The 14,824-nt window shown below is 46.9% G+C and carries 14 protein-coding genes; 9 read left to right on the top strand and 5 right to left on the bottom strand.

Going from position 1 to position 14,824, the window contains the following annotated elements; all coding sequences use genetic code 11:
- Positions 1–128: 128 nt before the first annotated feature.
- The 5 genes from GWR21_RS13990 to GWR21_RS13970 all read left to right on the top strand — a co-directional run bounded on the left by GWR21_RS13990 (position 129) and on the right by GWR21_RS13970 (position 5,271).
- Positions 129–1,421: an aminopeptidase P family protein gene (locus tag GWR21_RS13990; RefSeq protein WP_162332346.1), complete on the top strand. Its 1,293-nt coding sequence runs from the start codon at positions 129–131 to the stop codon at positions 1,419–1,421.
- A gap of 82 nt (positions 1,422–1,503) precedes the next feature.
- The gene (locus GWR21_RS13985) at positions 1,504–2,277 is read left to right on the top strand and encodes a CDP-alcohol phosphatidyltransferase family protein (protein WP_162332345.1); all 774 of its coding nucleotides are present in this window, start codon (positions 1,504–1,506) and stop codon (positions 2,275–2,277) included.
- A 48-nt stretch (positions 2,278–2,325) separates the two neighbouring features.
- Entirely contained in the window at positions 2,326–2,571 is a 246-nt protein-coding gene (gene purS, locus GWR21_RS13980) for a phosphoribosylformylglycinamidine synthase subunit PurS (RefSeq protein WP_162332344.1), read from the top strand.
- A gap of 107 nt (positions 2,572–2,678) precedes the next feature.
- Positions 2,679–3,347, top strand: a complete 669-nt coding sequence (gene rsmI, locus GWR21_RS13975) for a 16S rRNA (cytidine(1402)-2'-O)-methyltransferase (RefSeq protein WP_162332343.1) — start codon at positions 2,679–2,681, stop codon at positions 3,345–3,347.
- A gap of 37 nt (positions 3,348–3,384) precedes the next feature.
- Positions 3,385–5,271 (top strand): M1 family metallopeptidase, encoded by a 1,887-nt coding sequence (locus GWR21_RS13970; protein WP_162332342.1) that lies wholly within the window; start codon positions 3,385–3,387, stop codon positions 5,269–5,271.
- Between the two features lie 83 nt (positions 5,272–5,354).
- On the opposite strand, the gene GWR21_RS13965 is transcribed toward GWR21_RS13970, so the two are convergent.
- From GWR21_RS13965 to GWR21_RS13945, 5 genes are all read right to left on the bottom strand, one after another.
- Positions 5,355–5,564, bottom strand: a complete 210-nt coding sequence (locus GWR21_RS13965; protein WP_162332341.1) for a hypothetical protein — start codon at positions 5,562–5,564, stop codon at positions 5,355–5,357.
- 38 nt (positions 5,565–5,602) lie between these two features.
- On the bottom strand, positions 5,603–5,992 hold the full coding sequence (locus tag GWR21_RS13960) for a hypothetical protein (protein WP_162332340.1): 390 nt from the start codon (positions 5,990–5,992) through the stop codon (positions 5,603–5,605).
- Positions 5,993–6,002: 10 nt separating this feature from the next.
- A complete protein-coding gene (locus tag GWR21_RS13955; RefSeq protein WP_162332339.1) occupies positions 6,003–6,560 on the bottom strand; it encodes an RNA polymerase sigma factor in 558 nt (185 codons plus the stop codon).
- 134 nt (positions 6,561–6,694) lie between these two features.
- Positions 6,695–7,318, bottom strand: a complete 624-nt coding sequence (rsmG, locus tag GWR21_RS13950; protein ID WP_162332338.1) for a 16S rRNA (guanine(527)-N(7))-methyltransferase RsmG — start codon at positions 7,316–7,318, stop codon at positions 6,695–6,697.
- Positions 7,319–7,421: 103 nt separating this feature from the next.
- Positions 7,422–8,555, bottom strand: a complete 1,134-nt coding sequence (locus GWR21_RS13945; RefSeq protein WP_238430364.1) for a glycosyltransferase — start codon at positions 8,553–8,555, stop codon at positions 7,422–7,424.
- Between the two features lie 194 nt (positions 8,556–8,749).
- Here GWR21_RS13945 and tgt point away from each other — a divergent pair, with 194 nt between their 5' ends.
- From tgt to recG, 4 genes are all read left to right on the top strand, one after another.
- On the top strand, positions 8,750–9,880 hold the full coding sequence (gene tgt, locus GWR21_RS13940; RefSeq protein WP_162332337.1) for a tRNA guanosine(34) transglycosylase Tgt: 1,131 nt from the start codon (positions 8,750–8,752) through the stop codon (positions 9,878–9,880).
- A 22-nt stretch (positions 9,881–9,902) separates the two neighbouring features.
- Complete coding sequence (locus GWR21_RS13935; protein WP_162332336.1) at positions 9,903–10,982, top strand: LptF/LptG family permease; 1,080 nt, start codon at positions 9,903–9,905, stop codon at positions 10,980–10,982.
- A 147-nt stretch (positions 10,983–11,129) separates the two neighbouring features.
- Positions 11,130–12,497, top strand: coding sequence for a citrate (Si)-synthase, eukaryotic (locus GWR21_RS13930; protein ID WP_238430363.1), 1,368 nt, complete (start codon positions 11,130–11,132; stop codon positions 12,495–12,497).
- Between the two features lie 100 nt (positions 12,498–12,597).
- Positions 12,598–14,709, top strand: coding sequence for an ATP-dependent DNA helicase RecG (recG, locus tag GWR21_RS13925; protein WP_162332334.1), 2,112 nt, complete (start codon positions 12,598–12,600; stop codon positions 14,707–14,709).
- Positions 14,710–14,824: the final 115 nt, after the last annotated feature.

Raw genomic sequence — 14,824 nt, 5'->3', positions numbered from 1 at the left:
CGACGAACAAGCGACGAACAAGCGCTATACAAACATTAACAGTTTGGCTGCAAAAGAGACAAGGGGTGGTATTGTGAAAATTAAGTAGGTTTGACCCGCATTTTTCATTGCCACCGTAAAATAAGAATATGAAAAATTTACCATTAGACTCACAGATCTTCATTAAGAATCGCCAGCGTTTTATTGCGGCAATGCAACCGGATTCCATTGCGATCATTAATTCCAATGATGAGTTGCCTACCAATGGGGATGCACTGCACAAATTCCAGCAGAATGCAGATCTGTATTGGCTGACCGGTATTGAGCAGGAGGATACGATGGTTATTTTATATCCTGATAATCCGGACCCGAAATACAGGGAAGTACTGGTACTGGTACGTCCTAACGAGCTGAAAGAAAAGTGGGATGGTCACAGATTGCGTAAGGAGGAGGCTTTTGCCATTTCCGGTATTACGACGGTCGTTTGGCTGGATACCCTGGATGGGCTGTTGCAGCCATGGATCCACGATGTGACCAATATTTACCTGAATACCAACGAGAATAACCGTAAATCAAGTCTGGTACCGGTAAGAGATTACCGTTACGCGGAAGAGATGCGGCGCCGTTATCCGTTGCACAACTACCTGCGTGCAGCTGTGATCCTGAAGAAACTGCGTGCGGTGAAGACACCGGAAGAAGTACAGGTACTCCAGCATGCGATAGATATTACTGAAAAGACTTTCCGTCGTTTATTGCAGTTCATTCGTCCTGGTGTGTGGGAGCATGAGATCCACGCGGAGATCCTGCATGAATTCCTGCGTAACAGGGCGGATGGAGAGGCATATGGTTCTATCATTGCCAGTGGCGACCGCGCACGTATTCTCCATTATATCTTCAATAACCAGGAATGTAAGGATGGCGAACTGATACTGATGGACTTTGGTGCTGCCTACGGTGGGTACAATGCGGACCTTACCCGTACTGTGCCGGTCAATGGTAAGTTCACTGCCCGTCAGCGTGAGGTATATGATGCCTGCCTGCACCTGCATAACTACTGCAAAACTATCCTGCGTCCGGGTATTACGATTGCCCAATACCATGAGATGGTTGGCGTGGAAGCCGGTAAGCAGTTCGTCAGGATCGGACTGTTAAAAGAGGAAGATATCAAAAACCAGGACCCTGAAGTACCTGCTTACCGTAAATACCTGTATCATGGTATTTCCCATCACCTGGGCGTAGGTGTACATGACCTGGGACCGTCCTTCCACCAGCCGATACCGGAAAATTCCGTGATGACCATTGAGCCGGGTATCTATATTGAGGAAGAGAAAATGGGCATCCGTATAGAGAACAATGTATGGCTGACAGCGGGAGGGAATATTGACCTGATGAAGAATATTCCTATTACGGCTGACGAGATAGAGTCGTTGATGAAGAAATAGTATATATATTTACTAAATATTTAATGCTAAACCATGCGATCGTCTATGGAGGTGACTCCATAGACGATCGGCTTGAATACAGATGAAGCAACTTCCTAATATCCTTACGCTCAGCAACCTGTTTTGTGGTGCACTGGCCGTTATTTACATCCTGCATTCTCCGGAGTACAGAGCGGAATTTAATGGCGCGGAGTACATGATCACCAATCCTGCCCCTATTTACTGGGCATCCGCAATGGTGGTACTGGCAGCCTTATTTGACTTTACCGACGGACTGGCAGCCCGCTGGCTAAAGCTGCAGTCTCCTTTTGGCCGTGAACTGGATTCTCTGGCAGATGTGATCAGTTTTGGACTGGTACCGGGTATGATGCTCTTCCGCCTGCTGAAAAGCGCATACATGGGCATGCCGGATGTATTTGACGTATCTTATGTAAACCTGGCGCCTGCATTACTGATCCCATGCTTTGCAGCTTACAGACTGGCCAAATTCAACCTGGATACCCGTCAGTCAGAGAACTTCATTGGTATACCTACACCTGCTGTAGGACTACTGGTGGCGTCTTTCCCGCTGATCATCCTGTACAATCCCTTTAACCTGGCGCACTGGCTGCAGAACATCTGGGTATTGTATGTCATTATTGCGCTGCTGTGTTACCTGATGGTTGCGGAAATTCCTATGCTCAGTCTGAAATTCAAGAGTTTACAACTAAAACCGAACTGGGCCCGTTTTTTACTGGTAGTATTGTCACTGATCGGTATTCCGTTCCTGCAGTTTGCTACGGTACCGTTCGTATTTATCTGTTACGTGCTGTTATCATTGGTGTCCAAACCACCTACCGGTAATGCCGTTAAGTAGTGGTTTTTTGGGATTTATATCTTAGGTTTGCGTCAAAATTTTCAGAAAATGACGTTTACTGCACATATTAATGTGATGCCGTTAAAGGAGTTACTGGATCCTCAGGGGAAAGCAGTAATGACTGGATTAAAGAACCTGGGCATCAATAATGTACATGACGTAAGAATTGGCAAACACATCACTTTACAGATAGAGGCTGCCAACCAGGAAGAAGCAAGGCAAATGGCGGAGAACGCCTGTCAGAAGCTGCTGGCGAACCAGGTAATGGAGTCTTTTGAAGTAACTATCCAGTAACATATTAGCAATCACGGATTACGAATGTCGAATTACGAATGAGCTTATAGCATCTATGATCATCGCTACATTTCATTCGTAATTCGTAATTTGTAATTCGTAGTTGTATGAAATTATATCTCGTTCCTTCTCCTATAGGCAATCTGGCCGACATTACCTACCGCGCTGTGAAAGTGCTGGAAGAAGCCGCACTGATACTCGCGGAAGATACCCGTACATCCGGGGTGCTATTGAAGCATTACAATATCAATAAGCCCATTACACCTTACCATCAGCATAACGAACATAAAGTACTGCAACACCTGGTACAACAGATGCAGGCCGGGAAAACCATGGCCCTGATCACCGACGCGGGCACACCTGGCGTATCTGATCCGGGCTTCCTGCTGGTACGTGAGTGTGTGCGTGCAGGTGTGCCTGTGGAATGTTTGCCGGGGGCTACCGCATTTGTGCCTGCACTGGTCAACAGCGGGCTTCCTATGACCCGTTTCTCCTTCGAGGGCTTCCCGCCATTGAAGAAAGGACGGCATACTTTGTTTACTGAACTGTCCACGGATGAGCGTACACTGGTTTTCTACGAATCTCCACACCGGCTGGTGAGAACCCTGGGAGACCTGATCACCTACTTCGGACCAGAGCGTCAGTGTTGCGTAAGCAGAGAACTGACTAAAATGTTTGAAGAGAATAAAAGGGGCACGTTACAGGAAGTACATGACTACTTTAATGAGAAAGGCGTAAAAGGGGAAATCGTCCTGATCGTCGAAGGCAAATCGTAAACCATTCATCAACTCATAAATATAAACCGAACGCAGGATGATGCAAATGACAGTTAAGAAATGTCTGCTGGCTTGTCTTTTTTTTGCTGGCTGGCAAGGTGCAAATGCCCAGTCTGACCGCTGGCAGCAGAGAGTAAAGTACAATATGGACATCAACATGGATGTTGCAGCTAACCGCTTCAGCGGCAAGCAGAAATTACAATATACCAATAACTCGCCTGATACACTGACGAAGGTGTTTTATCATCTGTACTGGAATGCATTTCAGCCAGGCAGCATGATGGACGTGCGTAGCCGCGAGCTGGGAAAGACAGTATTGTACAGAGATAAGAACGGTAACGAAAGACGTGACTGGGATGGTCGTGTAACCGACCGTATCTCTAAACTGCAGCCTGACCAGATCGGTTATCAGAAGATACTTTCCCTGAAAAGAGATGGTGCAGCACAGACATATAATGTCATAGGCACTATCCTGGAAGTGCCATTGGCCAGGCCGATACTGCCACATACGACTGTTACATTTGATATGGAGTTTGAAGCACAGGTGCCTGTGCAGATCCGTCGTAGCGGCCGCAATAACGCGGAAGGGGTGGATTATTCCATGGCACAGTGGTATCCTAAAATGTGTGAATACGATTATGAAGGCTGGCATCCTACACCTTACATCGCACGTGAGTTCTACGGTGTATGGGGTGATTATGATGTGAAGATCTCTATCGATAAGAAATTTGTGGTAGCTGCCACCGGTTATCTCCAGAACCCTAACCAGATCGGTTATGGCTATGAAATGGCGGGTAGCAAAGTGTTACGCCCTGCAGGTAATAAACTGACCTGGCACTTCTCTGCGCAGAACGTACACGATTTTGTATGGGCTGCTGATCCGGATTACAAGCACATTACACAACAGGTAGACGGATTCACCGCGCATTTCTTCTACATAGAAAATGAGACGACAAAGGAAACATGGCCGGAGCTGGCGAAAATGATCCCTGCTGCGTACAAATATATCAAGGCACATTATGGCCCTTATCCGTATAAGAGCTACTCCTTTATTCAGGGCGGCGACGGCGGAATGGAATATCCAATGGCTACGCTGATCATGGGTAATGGTAAACTGGAAGGACTGTACGGACTGGCGTGTCATGAGTGGATGCATACCTGGTATCAGGGCATGCTGGGTACAAATGAAAGCCTGTATCCCTGGATGGACGAAGGTTTCACTACTTTCGGCGAGAACAATGTCGTATATCATACACTTGACTCTACAAAGACTCCTTCGGCGCAGTCAAGTGCATACAGCAGCTACTTCTCGCTGGTAAAAAGCGGTTACGAAGAACCCATGAGTACACATTCCGATCACTTTAACACCAACTATGGTTACTCCATTACAGCGTATTCAAAAGGGGCTGTATTCCTGGAGCAGCTGGGTTATATCATTGGAGCGGAAGCGCGTGATAAAGGGCTGTTGAAATACTATTGGGAATGGCGTTTTAAACATCCGAATGTAAATGATTTCATTCGTGTGATGGAGAAGGAAAGTGGCTTACAGCTAGACTGGTATAAACAGTATTTCGTTTATAGTCTGAAGCACATTGATTACGGTATTGATAGCGTGTATGAAAGCAATGGCAAAACAATTTTCAGGTTACGTCGTGTTGATAACATGCCTATGCCGATCGATCTGGTAGTGACAGGTAAAGATGGCAAGCAGGTGATGCATTATGTGCCGATGTCGCTCATGTTTGGCAGCAAGCCGAATGAAGATACAAAGATGCAGCGTGTGGTGCATGACTACTGGCCATGGACGAACAGGACGTATGAAGTGGAAGTGAATATGCCGCTGAGTGAGATCAGGTCGGCTGAGATCGATCCGAGTGAACGTATGGCCGATATGAACCGGGGGAATAACGTGTTTGAACAATAGTATTTGTGGATAGAATGGAAACGCTGCTTCCTGGAAAGGAAGCAGCGTTTTTTTATAGTCTATCTATCTAAAAAAACAAGCGTTTATTCAAGCACATCACAATCAAACCCCTGTCCCTTCACAAAACTGATCATCTCATCTTCCCGGACTTTCATTTCAGTGATGCGCAGTACTTTATCACAATCTTCCAGATCTACATGACACTGCCCTACCTGAAATCGTCCACGGATCGCTTCCAGTATATGCTGGCTGTCTTCCCGGGTGGCAATGTTGGTTTTGAATATACCTATCATGTCAAATGGTATTAGGTGGTTAATGGCTATGCTATGCATTACAGATTGGTTTCGGACGTTGGTTGTTTAGGTTCGTCATTGAATGGGTTTTGTCCCCAGCGGGCGCCCATGCCACATTTACGTAACTTTTCACGCAGCTTATGCTTCTCTTCTTCCGACATATGCTCCATTTTCTCCATCATTTTTGAACGCCATTTCTGCTTGGCTCTTGCACTCCAGGGAGCACCACCGCCACCATGCCAGCCGAAGAGTAATTTACCCAGCAGGCAGAGACCCAGCGCCTGCCATACCGTTATCACCGGACCATGGAAAAGTTCCGGGATAAGCCAGTTCCACAGGAACTGCACAGCAAAACCGATCGCAAAACAGAACAGGCCAGCCAGGAATATAAACTTGAATATATGTGCGACCTTGTTACCTCGTCTCATATACAATGTTTTAATCTTTTAAAAGTTCTTTATACAGTTCCGCCAGCCGTTCCCTGAGGTACAGCACTGCATATCTTTTTCTGGATAATAAAGTGTTGACGGACACACCTGTTTCAGCAGACATCTCCTTAAAGGACTTGCCTTCAATCTCATGTTGCAGGAACACAAAACGCTGGTCTTCCGGCAATTCATCAACAGCTTCCATAATAGACTCGGCTATTACTTTACGGGTCATGGGCGCATCACTTAGCGCACCCGGGTCAGCTATCAGTTCTGAGAGGAAGAGCGTTTCTTCTCCGTCGTATTCGTGGGTATGTTCGCTAAACGTAGATTCACGTTTCTTACGGAACCAGTCAGTGATCTTGTTCCTGGTCACAGTGAACAGCCAGGCGGTGATAGAGTCTATCTGACTGCCTACTCTTGAGTATTCTGTGAACTGGTAAAAAACGTCCTGTAAAATATCTTCTGCGTCAGCTACATTGTTCACCCGTTTCCGGATAAAGTGAAGCAAGCGTTTGCGCTCCTGTCGCACCGTTTCCTGGATGCGCTCATTTTGTTCTGCAGCCATAGCCAGAGGCGTTTTTTTAAGGAGCAATTCTTTCATCTTACTAAGGGAGACGAAAAAACCGGATCGATATTTTACAGTTTACAAAGTTTTTGTAAGATTTTTAGCGCTGATTCAGGATGGAGTTTGATTATCAGTTATTTATTTACCACAACAATATGTTTTTCCAGGAAAAAATCTTCCGGGAACAACTTATAGATATTGGTGAGGCGGGGGCGTACACCACTTTCGGCTACTTCTTCGGTGAGGTCACCACCTTTGAGACATATGAGGCCAGGTTGTTGTTCGTGGGCCGGGGCTTTTTTCAGTACTGGTTTGCTCCAGCGCCACAGATCTTTGAGGGGTGCTACCGCACGGGACACGACCAGGTCGAATTTACGGTCTTTGATCTCTTCCACACGGGTATGTTGGTAAGTAACGTTCTGCAGGCCCAGTGCCTCAGATACGCCCTGCACCACCTTGATCTTTTTCCCAATAGAATCTACCAGGTGGAACTTCACCTGCGGGAAAAAGATAGCCAGGGGAATACCCGGGAATCCACCACCGGTACCCAGGTCCAGGATCTGCATACCGTCCGGGAACTCGGCTACAGCCGCAATACTGAGGGAGTGTAGTACATGTTTCTCGTATAGTGATTCAATATCCTTACGGGATATTACATTGATCTTCTCGTTCCATTCCTGGTAAAGGCCGCTCAATGCCTGTAATTGCTGTAACTGTGTATCCGTAAAGTCTGAGAAGTATTTGAGTACGATTTCCATGATATATTATGCGCTGTAAATTGGTGCAAATGTAAAGAGGTTGCCGCAATAAAAAACGGCCGTCTCTGTTGAGACGGCCGCCAATGTATTTTTTAAGATCTTATTACCATCTGTTTTTTGACTTGAACAGCAGGGCTGGCGTGAAGATCAAATAGTAAATGAACATGAAGAAATCCATGAACCAGCTGAACTTGAAAAGATCTCCCTCATCCAGTTTACGCATGGCCATAAAGGATATTACGGACTGCAGCAGCATTTTGCCACCGAATACGCTCAGTGTATATACCCGTAATGGCTCATAAAACAGGCAGCCGAAGAACAGTGGGTAGAACAGGAAATGTGTCAGCGAGAATAACCCCAGGAGCACTTTATGGCTGAAACGGTAGTGTTTTCCGGTTGACATATGCCGGGTCTTCTGCTGGAACCATTTTCTCCAGGTAGTCTTTGGCTCTGAGTAGGTAAATGCCTGCTTGTCGATCACTACGCTTACGTTATGACGGTTGGCAGCAGCATTCACAAACAGATCATCATCGCCGGATGCTATATGATGGTGAGCTGTAAAGCCTTTATGACGGTTGAACAGTTCGCGTTTATAAGCCAGGTTACGGCCGACACCCATATATGTAATACCGCTGAGTGCGAAGGAGAGGTACTGTAAGGCGCTGAAGTAAGTCTCATAACGGATCACTTTGTTCAGCAGACCAGGCTTTTTCTCATATGGGCTGTAACCCAGGACGATCTCTTTCCCATCGGTAAATCCCTGGCTCATCAGTGCTAACCAATAGGTGCTGGAAGGTTTGCAATCCGCATCCGTCAGTAATATGTTTTCGTTTTTGGCACTTCTGATGCCCATTGAGAGCGGGAATTTTTTGCCGGGTATGAACTTGGCGGCTTGTTTGATCTCGATATGGCGGTAATGTGGGTATCCTGGTTCGATAGAACGAAGGTAATATTTAGTGTCGTCCTCAGAATTGTCATTGACAACTATCACCTCGTAAGCCGGTTTCTTTTTGCCATGATAGCGCTGTTGCAGGACCGACGGCAGATTTTTCTGAAGATTCAGCTCCTCGTCTTTGGCACAGATGATAACAGAGCATTCTGTATCCGGAGCGATATCATTCTCGAAGGTACGGCGATAAAAAGCTACGCGGGAAAAGAAGATCAGGTAATACAATATTTGTATGGCTGCCACGGTAGCAAAAGCGTAAAAGGCTACTAAGCCCAAGTTATACATCATAGCATAGCAAATATATACGTTTTTGATTATCTGTATAAGCCTGTGGAAAAAAAGATTTTTGGAAGTCAAAGTCTGCTTTTTCGAATACAGCAGCTGATTGCTTCCGGTGCCTGCATGCGGCGTTCTGCATATTTCCCCTTATTTTTGCCCCCTGAAAATGGCAGGAATAGCCTCAAGCATTCAGTATTACCGAGATGATTTTTGAACTGACAACAACAGACAGCAACAGTAAAGCCCGGGCAGGCGTGCTCACCACTGACCACGGGACAATCGAAACGCCTATCTTCATGCCTGTAGGTACAGTAGGTAGTGTGAAGGCCGTGACGCAGGAGCAGTTGCGCGATGATGTGAAAGCGCAGATCATTCTGGGAAATACCTATCATCTGTACCTCCGTCCCGGCATGGACGTATTGTCAAAAGCCGGCGGACTGCATAAGTTCAACGGATGGGACAGACCCATGCTGACCGATAGTGGTGGTTACCAGGTGTTCTCCCTGGCGGCCAACAGGAAGATAAAGGAAGAAGGCTGCCTGTTCCAGTCCCATATTGATGGCTCCCGCCATCTCTTTACGCCGGAAAATGTCATGGACATCCAGCGTACCATTGGTGCCGACATTATAATGGCGTTCGATGAATGTCCGCCATACCCTTCCGAATACCGCTATGCAAAGAAATCAATGGAACTGACCCATCGCTGGCTGGACCGTTGTATCAAACGTATGGCAGAAACACAGCCTGTATATGGTCATGAACAGACCCTGTTCCCGATCGTACAGGGTAGTACCTTTAAAGACCTGCGTACCATTTCCGCGACAGAAATTGCTGCCCGTGAATGTGCAGGTAATGCGATCGGCGGATTGAGCGTAGGCGAGCCGGAGCAGGACATGTATGAAATGTGCGGACTGGTGTGTGAGATCCTGCCGGTAGAGAAACCGCGATACCTGATGGGGGTGGGTACACCCTGGAACATCCTGGAGAATATCGCGCTGGGTGTAGATATGTTTGACTGTGTAATGCCAACCCGTAACGGACGTAACGGTATGTTATTTACCTGGAACGGAGTGATCAATATAAAGAATAAGAAATGGGCGACTGACTTCACGCCAGTGGATGAAAACAGCCCGTGCTTCGCCAGCAACCGCTATTCGAAGGCTTATCTGCGTCATTTATTTGCAGCAGGCGAGATCCTGGGTATGCAGCTGGCAAGTATCCATAATATCGCTTTTTATCTGGAACTGGTACAGGAAGCCAGAAAACAGATCCTTGCCGGAAACTATGCCGCCTGGAAAAATAGTATGGTGCCACAGTTGAAACAAAGACTTTAGATTTATATTATCTTGCCGTTATATGACAAAGATAGACTGGTATATCCTACGTAAGTTCATAGGTACCTTCATTTACTCCCTCATGATCCTGCTCGTCATTTCCGTGGTGATAGACGTGACGGAGAAGATTGATGATTTCATGACCAACAATCTGTCTTTCTACACGATCGTGGTAGATTACTATTTCGGCTTTATCCCGCATATTGCCGCCTTGCTGTTTCCCCTGTTCATCTTTATTTCTGTGATCTTCTTCACTTCTAAAATGGCCTATCGTACAGAGATCGTGGCAATTTTATGTAGTGGGGTGAGTTTCCGCCGTTTTTTACGCCCTTACTGGGTAGGCGCCTTTCTTTTTGGAGGACTGCTGTGGCTGGGAAACAGATGGACAGTACCGATCGCCAATAAGATCAGGACGAAGTTTGAAGCTGAATATGTACATAAGAAAAAAACGCAGCTGAATATATATGATAAGACGATCCGGGTGGACAGCTTCACATATGTGACTTTCGGCTCCTACGATCCCAACTATAAAAGTGGCGGTAATTTCCTGTACGAGGATGTCCGGGCACAGAACATCCGCTTCAAAATGAAAGCTGACCGGGTGACCTGGGATTCAACTACCAGCAGCTGGAAGCTCGATTACGTGACCATGCGTTCCATTAACGGGCTGAAAGAACGGTGGTGGTCTAAAACGGATACGACGATCAAAATACCGTTGAATCCGAGTGAGATGTACGAGGAACGTAACATTCAGGAGGCCATGACCACACCCGAACTGGATAAGTATATAGCCAGGGAGGAACTGAAAGGGGCTGAGGGGCTCAATACATTCTACGTTGAAAAATACAGACGGACCGCTTCTTCCGGCGCCGTCGTGATCCTGACGCTGATCGGCGGGATCATTGCCTCCAAGAAGGTGAGAGGGGGAAGTGGGCTGCACCTGGCGGTGGGAATTGTGATCAGTGCCAGCTATATTATCTTCCTGCAGTTTTCCACGGTATTCTCGGTGAAAGCTGATCTAAACCCGCTACTGGCCGTGTGGATCCCGAATTTCATCTTTGGCCTGCTCGCCTTCTGGCTATACCTGAGAGCGCCGAAATAAAAAATTCACATTTCTTTAATTAATAGTGTAATTATTAATATTTACTTGGTTGTATATTGGTAATCAGTTGGTTGAAAGTTATGATGTTTATTGCTACCTGTAAAACTATGATTGTAAGCAGCTAACTTTTTCAACAAATCATTACTTTTGACCATTGATCCGATTTTTGTTACATTACCTAATCAACAGTTTAAAATGGGGTATATAAAAGAAAAATTCAAGGTAAAGGCCGATGAGCTCAATGCGGAAGTAAAGGACCTCGTGAAGAACCATGGCAATAAGAAAATAGAGGATGTTACATTGGCGCAGGTTTACCAGGGGATGCGTGGCATCACTGGTCTGGTGACTGAAACATCATTACTGGACGCAAATGAAGGGATCCGTTTCCGCGGATATTCCATTCCGGAACTGCGGGAGAAAATGCCGAAAGTAAAAGGTGGCGCTGAGCCTTTACCGGAAGGATTATTTTACCTGATGTTGATTGGAGAGCTGCCGGCTGAAGAAGATGTGCAACACCTGTCTAACCAGTGGGCACGCCGCTCTCATGTACCTAATCACGTATTTGCAGCAATCGATGCACTGCCGGTAAGCACGCATCCGATGACCATGTTCACCGTAGGTGTAATGGCGCTGCAAACTGAATCTACTTTCGCAAAAGCATATGCGGAAGGGATGAATAAGAAAGACTACTGGAGCTATATGTACGACGACTCAATGGACCTCATTGCGCGTCTGCCACGTATTGCCGCATATATCTACCGTCGTAAATACAAGAACAACGTTCATATTCAGCCTAATGGTCTCCTGGACTGGGCTGGTAACTTCGCTCACATGCTGGGCTACGACGACGAAGGATTCAGGGAACTGATGCGTCTTTATATGACGATCCATGCTGACCATGAAGGTGGTAACGTAAGTGCGCATACTACCCACCTGGTAGGTTCTGCACTGAGTGACGCTTATCTGTCATTCGCAGCAGGTATGAACGGTCTGGCTGGTCCGCTGCATGGCCTGGCTAACCAGGAAGTGATCAAATGGATACTGGAAATGCGTGAGGAACTGGGTGGTGGTACCCCTACCAAACAGCAGATCGAAGATTACGTACGCAAAACCCTTTCAGAAGGTAAAGTAGTACCAGGCTACGGTCACGCCGTACTGCGTAAGACCGATCCTCGTTTCACTGCACAGATGGAGTTCGCGAAGAAACACCTCGCAGATGATGAACTGGTGAAAATTGTATGGCTGGTATATGAAACAGTTCCGCCGATCCTGGAAAGCCTGGGTAAGGTGAAGAATCCATGGCCTAACGTAGATGCACATTCCGGTGCGTTACTTGTACACTATGGCCTGGTAGAATATGAATTCTATACCGTATTATTCGGTGTTTCCCGTGCACTGGGTGTACTGGCTTCCCTCTGCTGGGACCGTGCCCTTGGGTTCTCTCTGGAAAGACCGAAATCTGTAACGACTGAGTGGATGAAGCAGTTCGTTGCCGGTAAAGTAGAAGCGGAGTAACCGACATTTGTCAATAAATTACTGAAAGGTAAATAGCATATGCTATTTACCTTTTATTTTTGTAGCCTGCTTAAGAGAAACAGTTTGTGGATCGACGACAATGGACTTTAGGAACGCCATATTATCCAACCCGATAGAATACCTGAAAGGAGTAGGGCCTGCACGCGGAGAATTACTGCGTAAGGAAGCTGCTATACATACCTTTAGAGACCTCCTGTATTATTACCCGTTCAGATACGTGGACCGCACGAAAGTGGAGAAGGTTATCAGTCTGCATATGCAGATGGACTATGTGCAGATACGCGGAAAGATCACGAGAATGGAAGTCATAGGTGACAAACGTGCAAAACGTCTGGTAGCGACCCTGCGTGATGAAACCGGAGAGATCTCCCTGGTATGGTTCCAGGGCTGGCAGTGGGTGGAAAAGTCATTGCAGACGAACGTATTGTACCTCGTATTTGGAAAAGTGACTGTTTTTAATGGCTATTTGCAGATGTCCCATCCTGAAATGGACCTGGTTACAGAAGAAACAGCCACCGGAAAGCAACACCTGGAGCCAGTATACTACACCACTGAAAAGCTGAAAGCCCGCGGGCTGACAGCCAAAGCCATCGGCAAACTTACCAAGGCCCTGCTGGAGCAAATGTCTCCGGGAGAGATACCTGAAAATATACCTGTGTCCATCCTGCAGCAATACCGGCTCATGGACAGGGCAAAAGCACACTTTAAAATACACCTGCCCGCCAATGAGGAAGATGCTAATATGGCACGTCGCCGGTTGAAATTTGAAGAACTGTTCATTGCCCAGATCAGGATCTGCCGGTTGAAGATCAAAAGACAGCTGGCATCCCATGGCTTTGTCTTTAATAGTGTGGGAGATGCATTTACCACTTTTTATAATGAGCACCTGCCGTTTTCACTGACAGGCGCCCAGAAAAGGGTGTTAAAGGAAATCCGGCAGGATACCACTACCGGCAGACAGATGAACCGGCTCATCCAGGGAGACGTAGGCAGTGGAAAGACCATGGTCGCCCTGCTGACAATGCTGCTGGCAGTAGATAATAGTTTTCAGGCCTGTCTCATGGCGCCTACCGAGATCCTGTCCCAGCAGCACTATAAAAGTATCGCCGGACTACTGGAGCACATGCCGGTGAAAGTGGCTTTGCTCACAGGTAATGTGAAAGGGAAAGCCCGTAAACAGATATTGAAGGAGACAGAAGAAGGAACGATACAGATCCTCATCGGTACACATGCCCTGCTGGAAAACCAGGTGATTTTCAAAAACCTGGGGATGGCCATTGTCGATGAGCAGCATCGTTTCGGCGTAGCGCAACGTGCCCGCCTGTGGCAAAAGAACACAATACCCCCACATATACTTGTCATGACTGCTACGCCGATTCCCCGGACACTCGCCATGACGGTATATGGAGACCTGGATGTATCAGTTATCGATGAACTGCCGCCCGGCCGAAAACCGATTACGACCGTACACCGCACCGAGTTTCAGCGTCCACAGGTCATGGATTTTATAAAAGATGAAATACGGAAGGGACGCCAGGCGTATATCGTGTATCCATTGATTGAAGATTCTGAGACACTGGATTACGAGAATCTCATGAAAGGGTATGAGGAAGTGAAAGCCTTTTTCCCTGAACCTCAATATTACATCAGCATGGTACACGGCCGTCAGCCAGTGGACATGAAGGAAACCAATATGCAGCGTTTCGTAAACGGAGACACTCAGATAATGGTCGCTACTACCGTGATAGAGGTAGGGGTGAATGTACCGAATGCCTCCGTAATGGTTATTGAAAGTACCGAACGCTTCGGCCTTTCCCAGCTGCATCAGCTACGCGGACGTGTAGGGAGGGGCGCCGAACAGTCATTCTGTATCCTGATGACCGGTAATAAGGTCAGCGCCGATTCCAAAGAAAGGATCCAGGTAATGGTGCAGACAAATGACGGTTTCGTGATATCTGAGAAAGACATGGAACTGAGAGGCCCCGGAGATATAGAAGGTACCCGCCAGAGTGGTTTGATTGACCTTAAACTGGCTGATATTGTAGAAGACCGGCCCATCCTTGAAGCAGCCCGCGCCAGTGCGGAGAAGATATTAGGGGAGGACCCCGACTTGTCAATGCCTGAGAATCAATCCTTACAGCAATTTCTTGCTGCTCAGCAAGGAAAATCTCAGTGGAGTAAAATTTCCTGAGCCACTTTTACGTTTATTATCTAAATGCGCCCCGGCTAATTGGTATATGGCCTTCATTAAACTCCGGCATTTTTCCGCCATCAAAATATTGTCGCTGCCGTTGTTTTTGGGATGA

Source organism: Chitinophaga agri, from assembly GCF_010093065.1.
Lineage (GTDB): Bacteria > Bacteroidota > Bacteroidia > Chitinophagales > Chitinophagaceae > Chitinophaga > Chitinophaga agri.
Note: the sequence above shows the minus strand (reverse complement) of the source record. Positions and strands in the feature narration are given on the sequence as shown.

Bases quoted from the DNA above. Each gene is read 5' to 3' on its own strand.
- GWR21_RS13970 (WP_162332342.1), top strand. From the start codon at position 3,385: ATGATGCAAATGACAGTTAAGAAATGTCTGCTGGCTTGTCTTTTTTTT.
- tgt (WP_162332337.1), top strand. From the start codon at position 8,750: ATGATTTTTGAACTGACAACAACAGACAGCAACAGTAAAGCCCGGGCA.
- rsmG (WP_162332338.1), bottom strand. From the start codon at position 7,318: ATGGAAATCGTACTCAAATACTTCTCAGACTTTACGGATACACAGTTA.
- GWR21_RS13955 (WP_162332339.1), bottom strand. From the start codon at position 6,560: ATGGCTGCAGAACAAAATGAGCGCATCCAGGAAACGGTGCGACAGGAG.
- GWR21_RS13990 (WP_162332346.1), top strand. From the start codon at position 129: ATGAAAAATTTACCATTAGACTCACAGATCTTCATTAAGAATCGCCAG.
- GWR21_RS13960 (WP_162332340.1), bottom strand. From the start codon at position 5,992: ATGAGACGAGGTAACAAGGTCGCACATATATTCAAGTTTATATTCCTG.
- GWR21_RS13965 (WP_162332341.1), bottom strand. From the start codon at position 5,564: ATGATAGGTATATTCAAAACCAACATTGCCACCCGGGAAGACAGCCAG.
- GWR21_RS13985 (WP_162332345.1), top strand. From the start codon at position 1,504: ATGAAGCAACTTCCTAATATCCTTACGCTCAGCAACCTGTTTTGTGGT.
- GWR21_RS13945 (WP_238430364.1), bottom strand. From the start codon at position 8,555: ATGATGTATAACTTGGGCTTAGTAGCCTTTTACGCTTTTGCTACCGTG.
- rsmI (WP_162332343.1), top strand. From the start codon at position 2,679: ATGAAATTATATCTCGTTCCTTCTCCTATAGGCAATCTGGCCGACATT.
- recG (WP_162332334.1), top strand. From the start codon at position 12,598: ATGGACTTTAGGAACGCCATATTATCCAACCCGATAGAATACCTGAAA.
- GWR21_RS13935 (WP_162332336.1), top strand. From the start codon at position 9,903: ATGACAAAGATAGACTGGTATATCCTACGTAAGTTCATAGGTACCTTC.
- purS (WP_162332344.1), top strand. From the start codon at position 2,326: ATGACGTTTACTGCACATATTAATGTGATGCCGTTAAAGGAGTTACTG.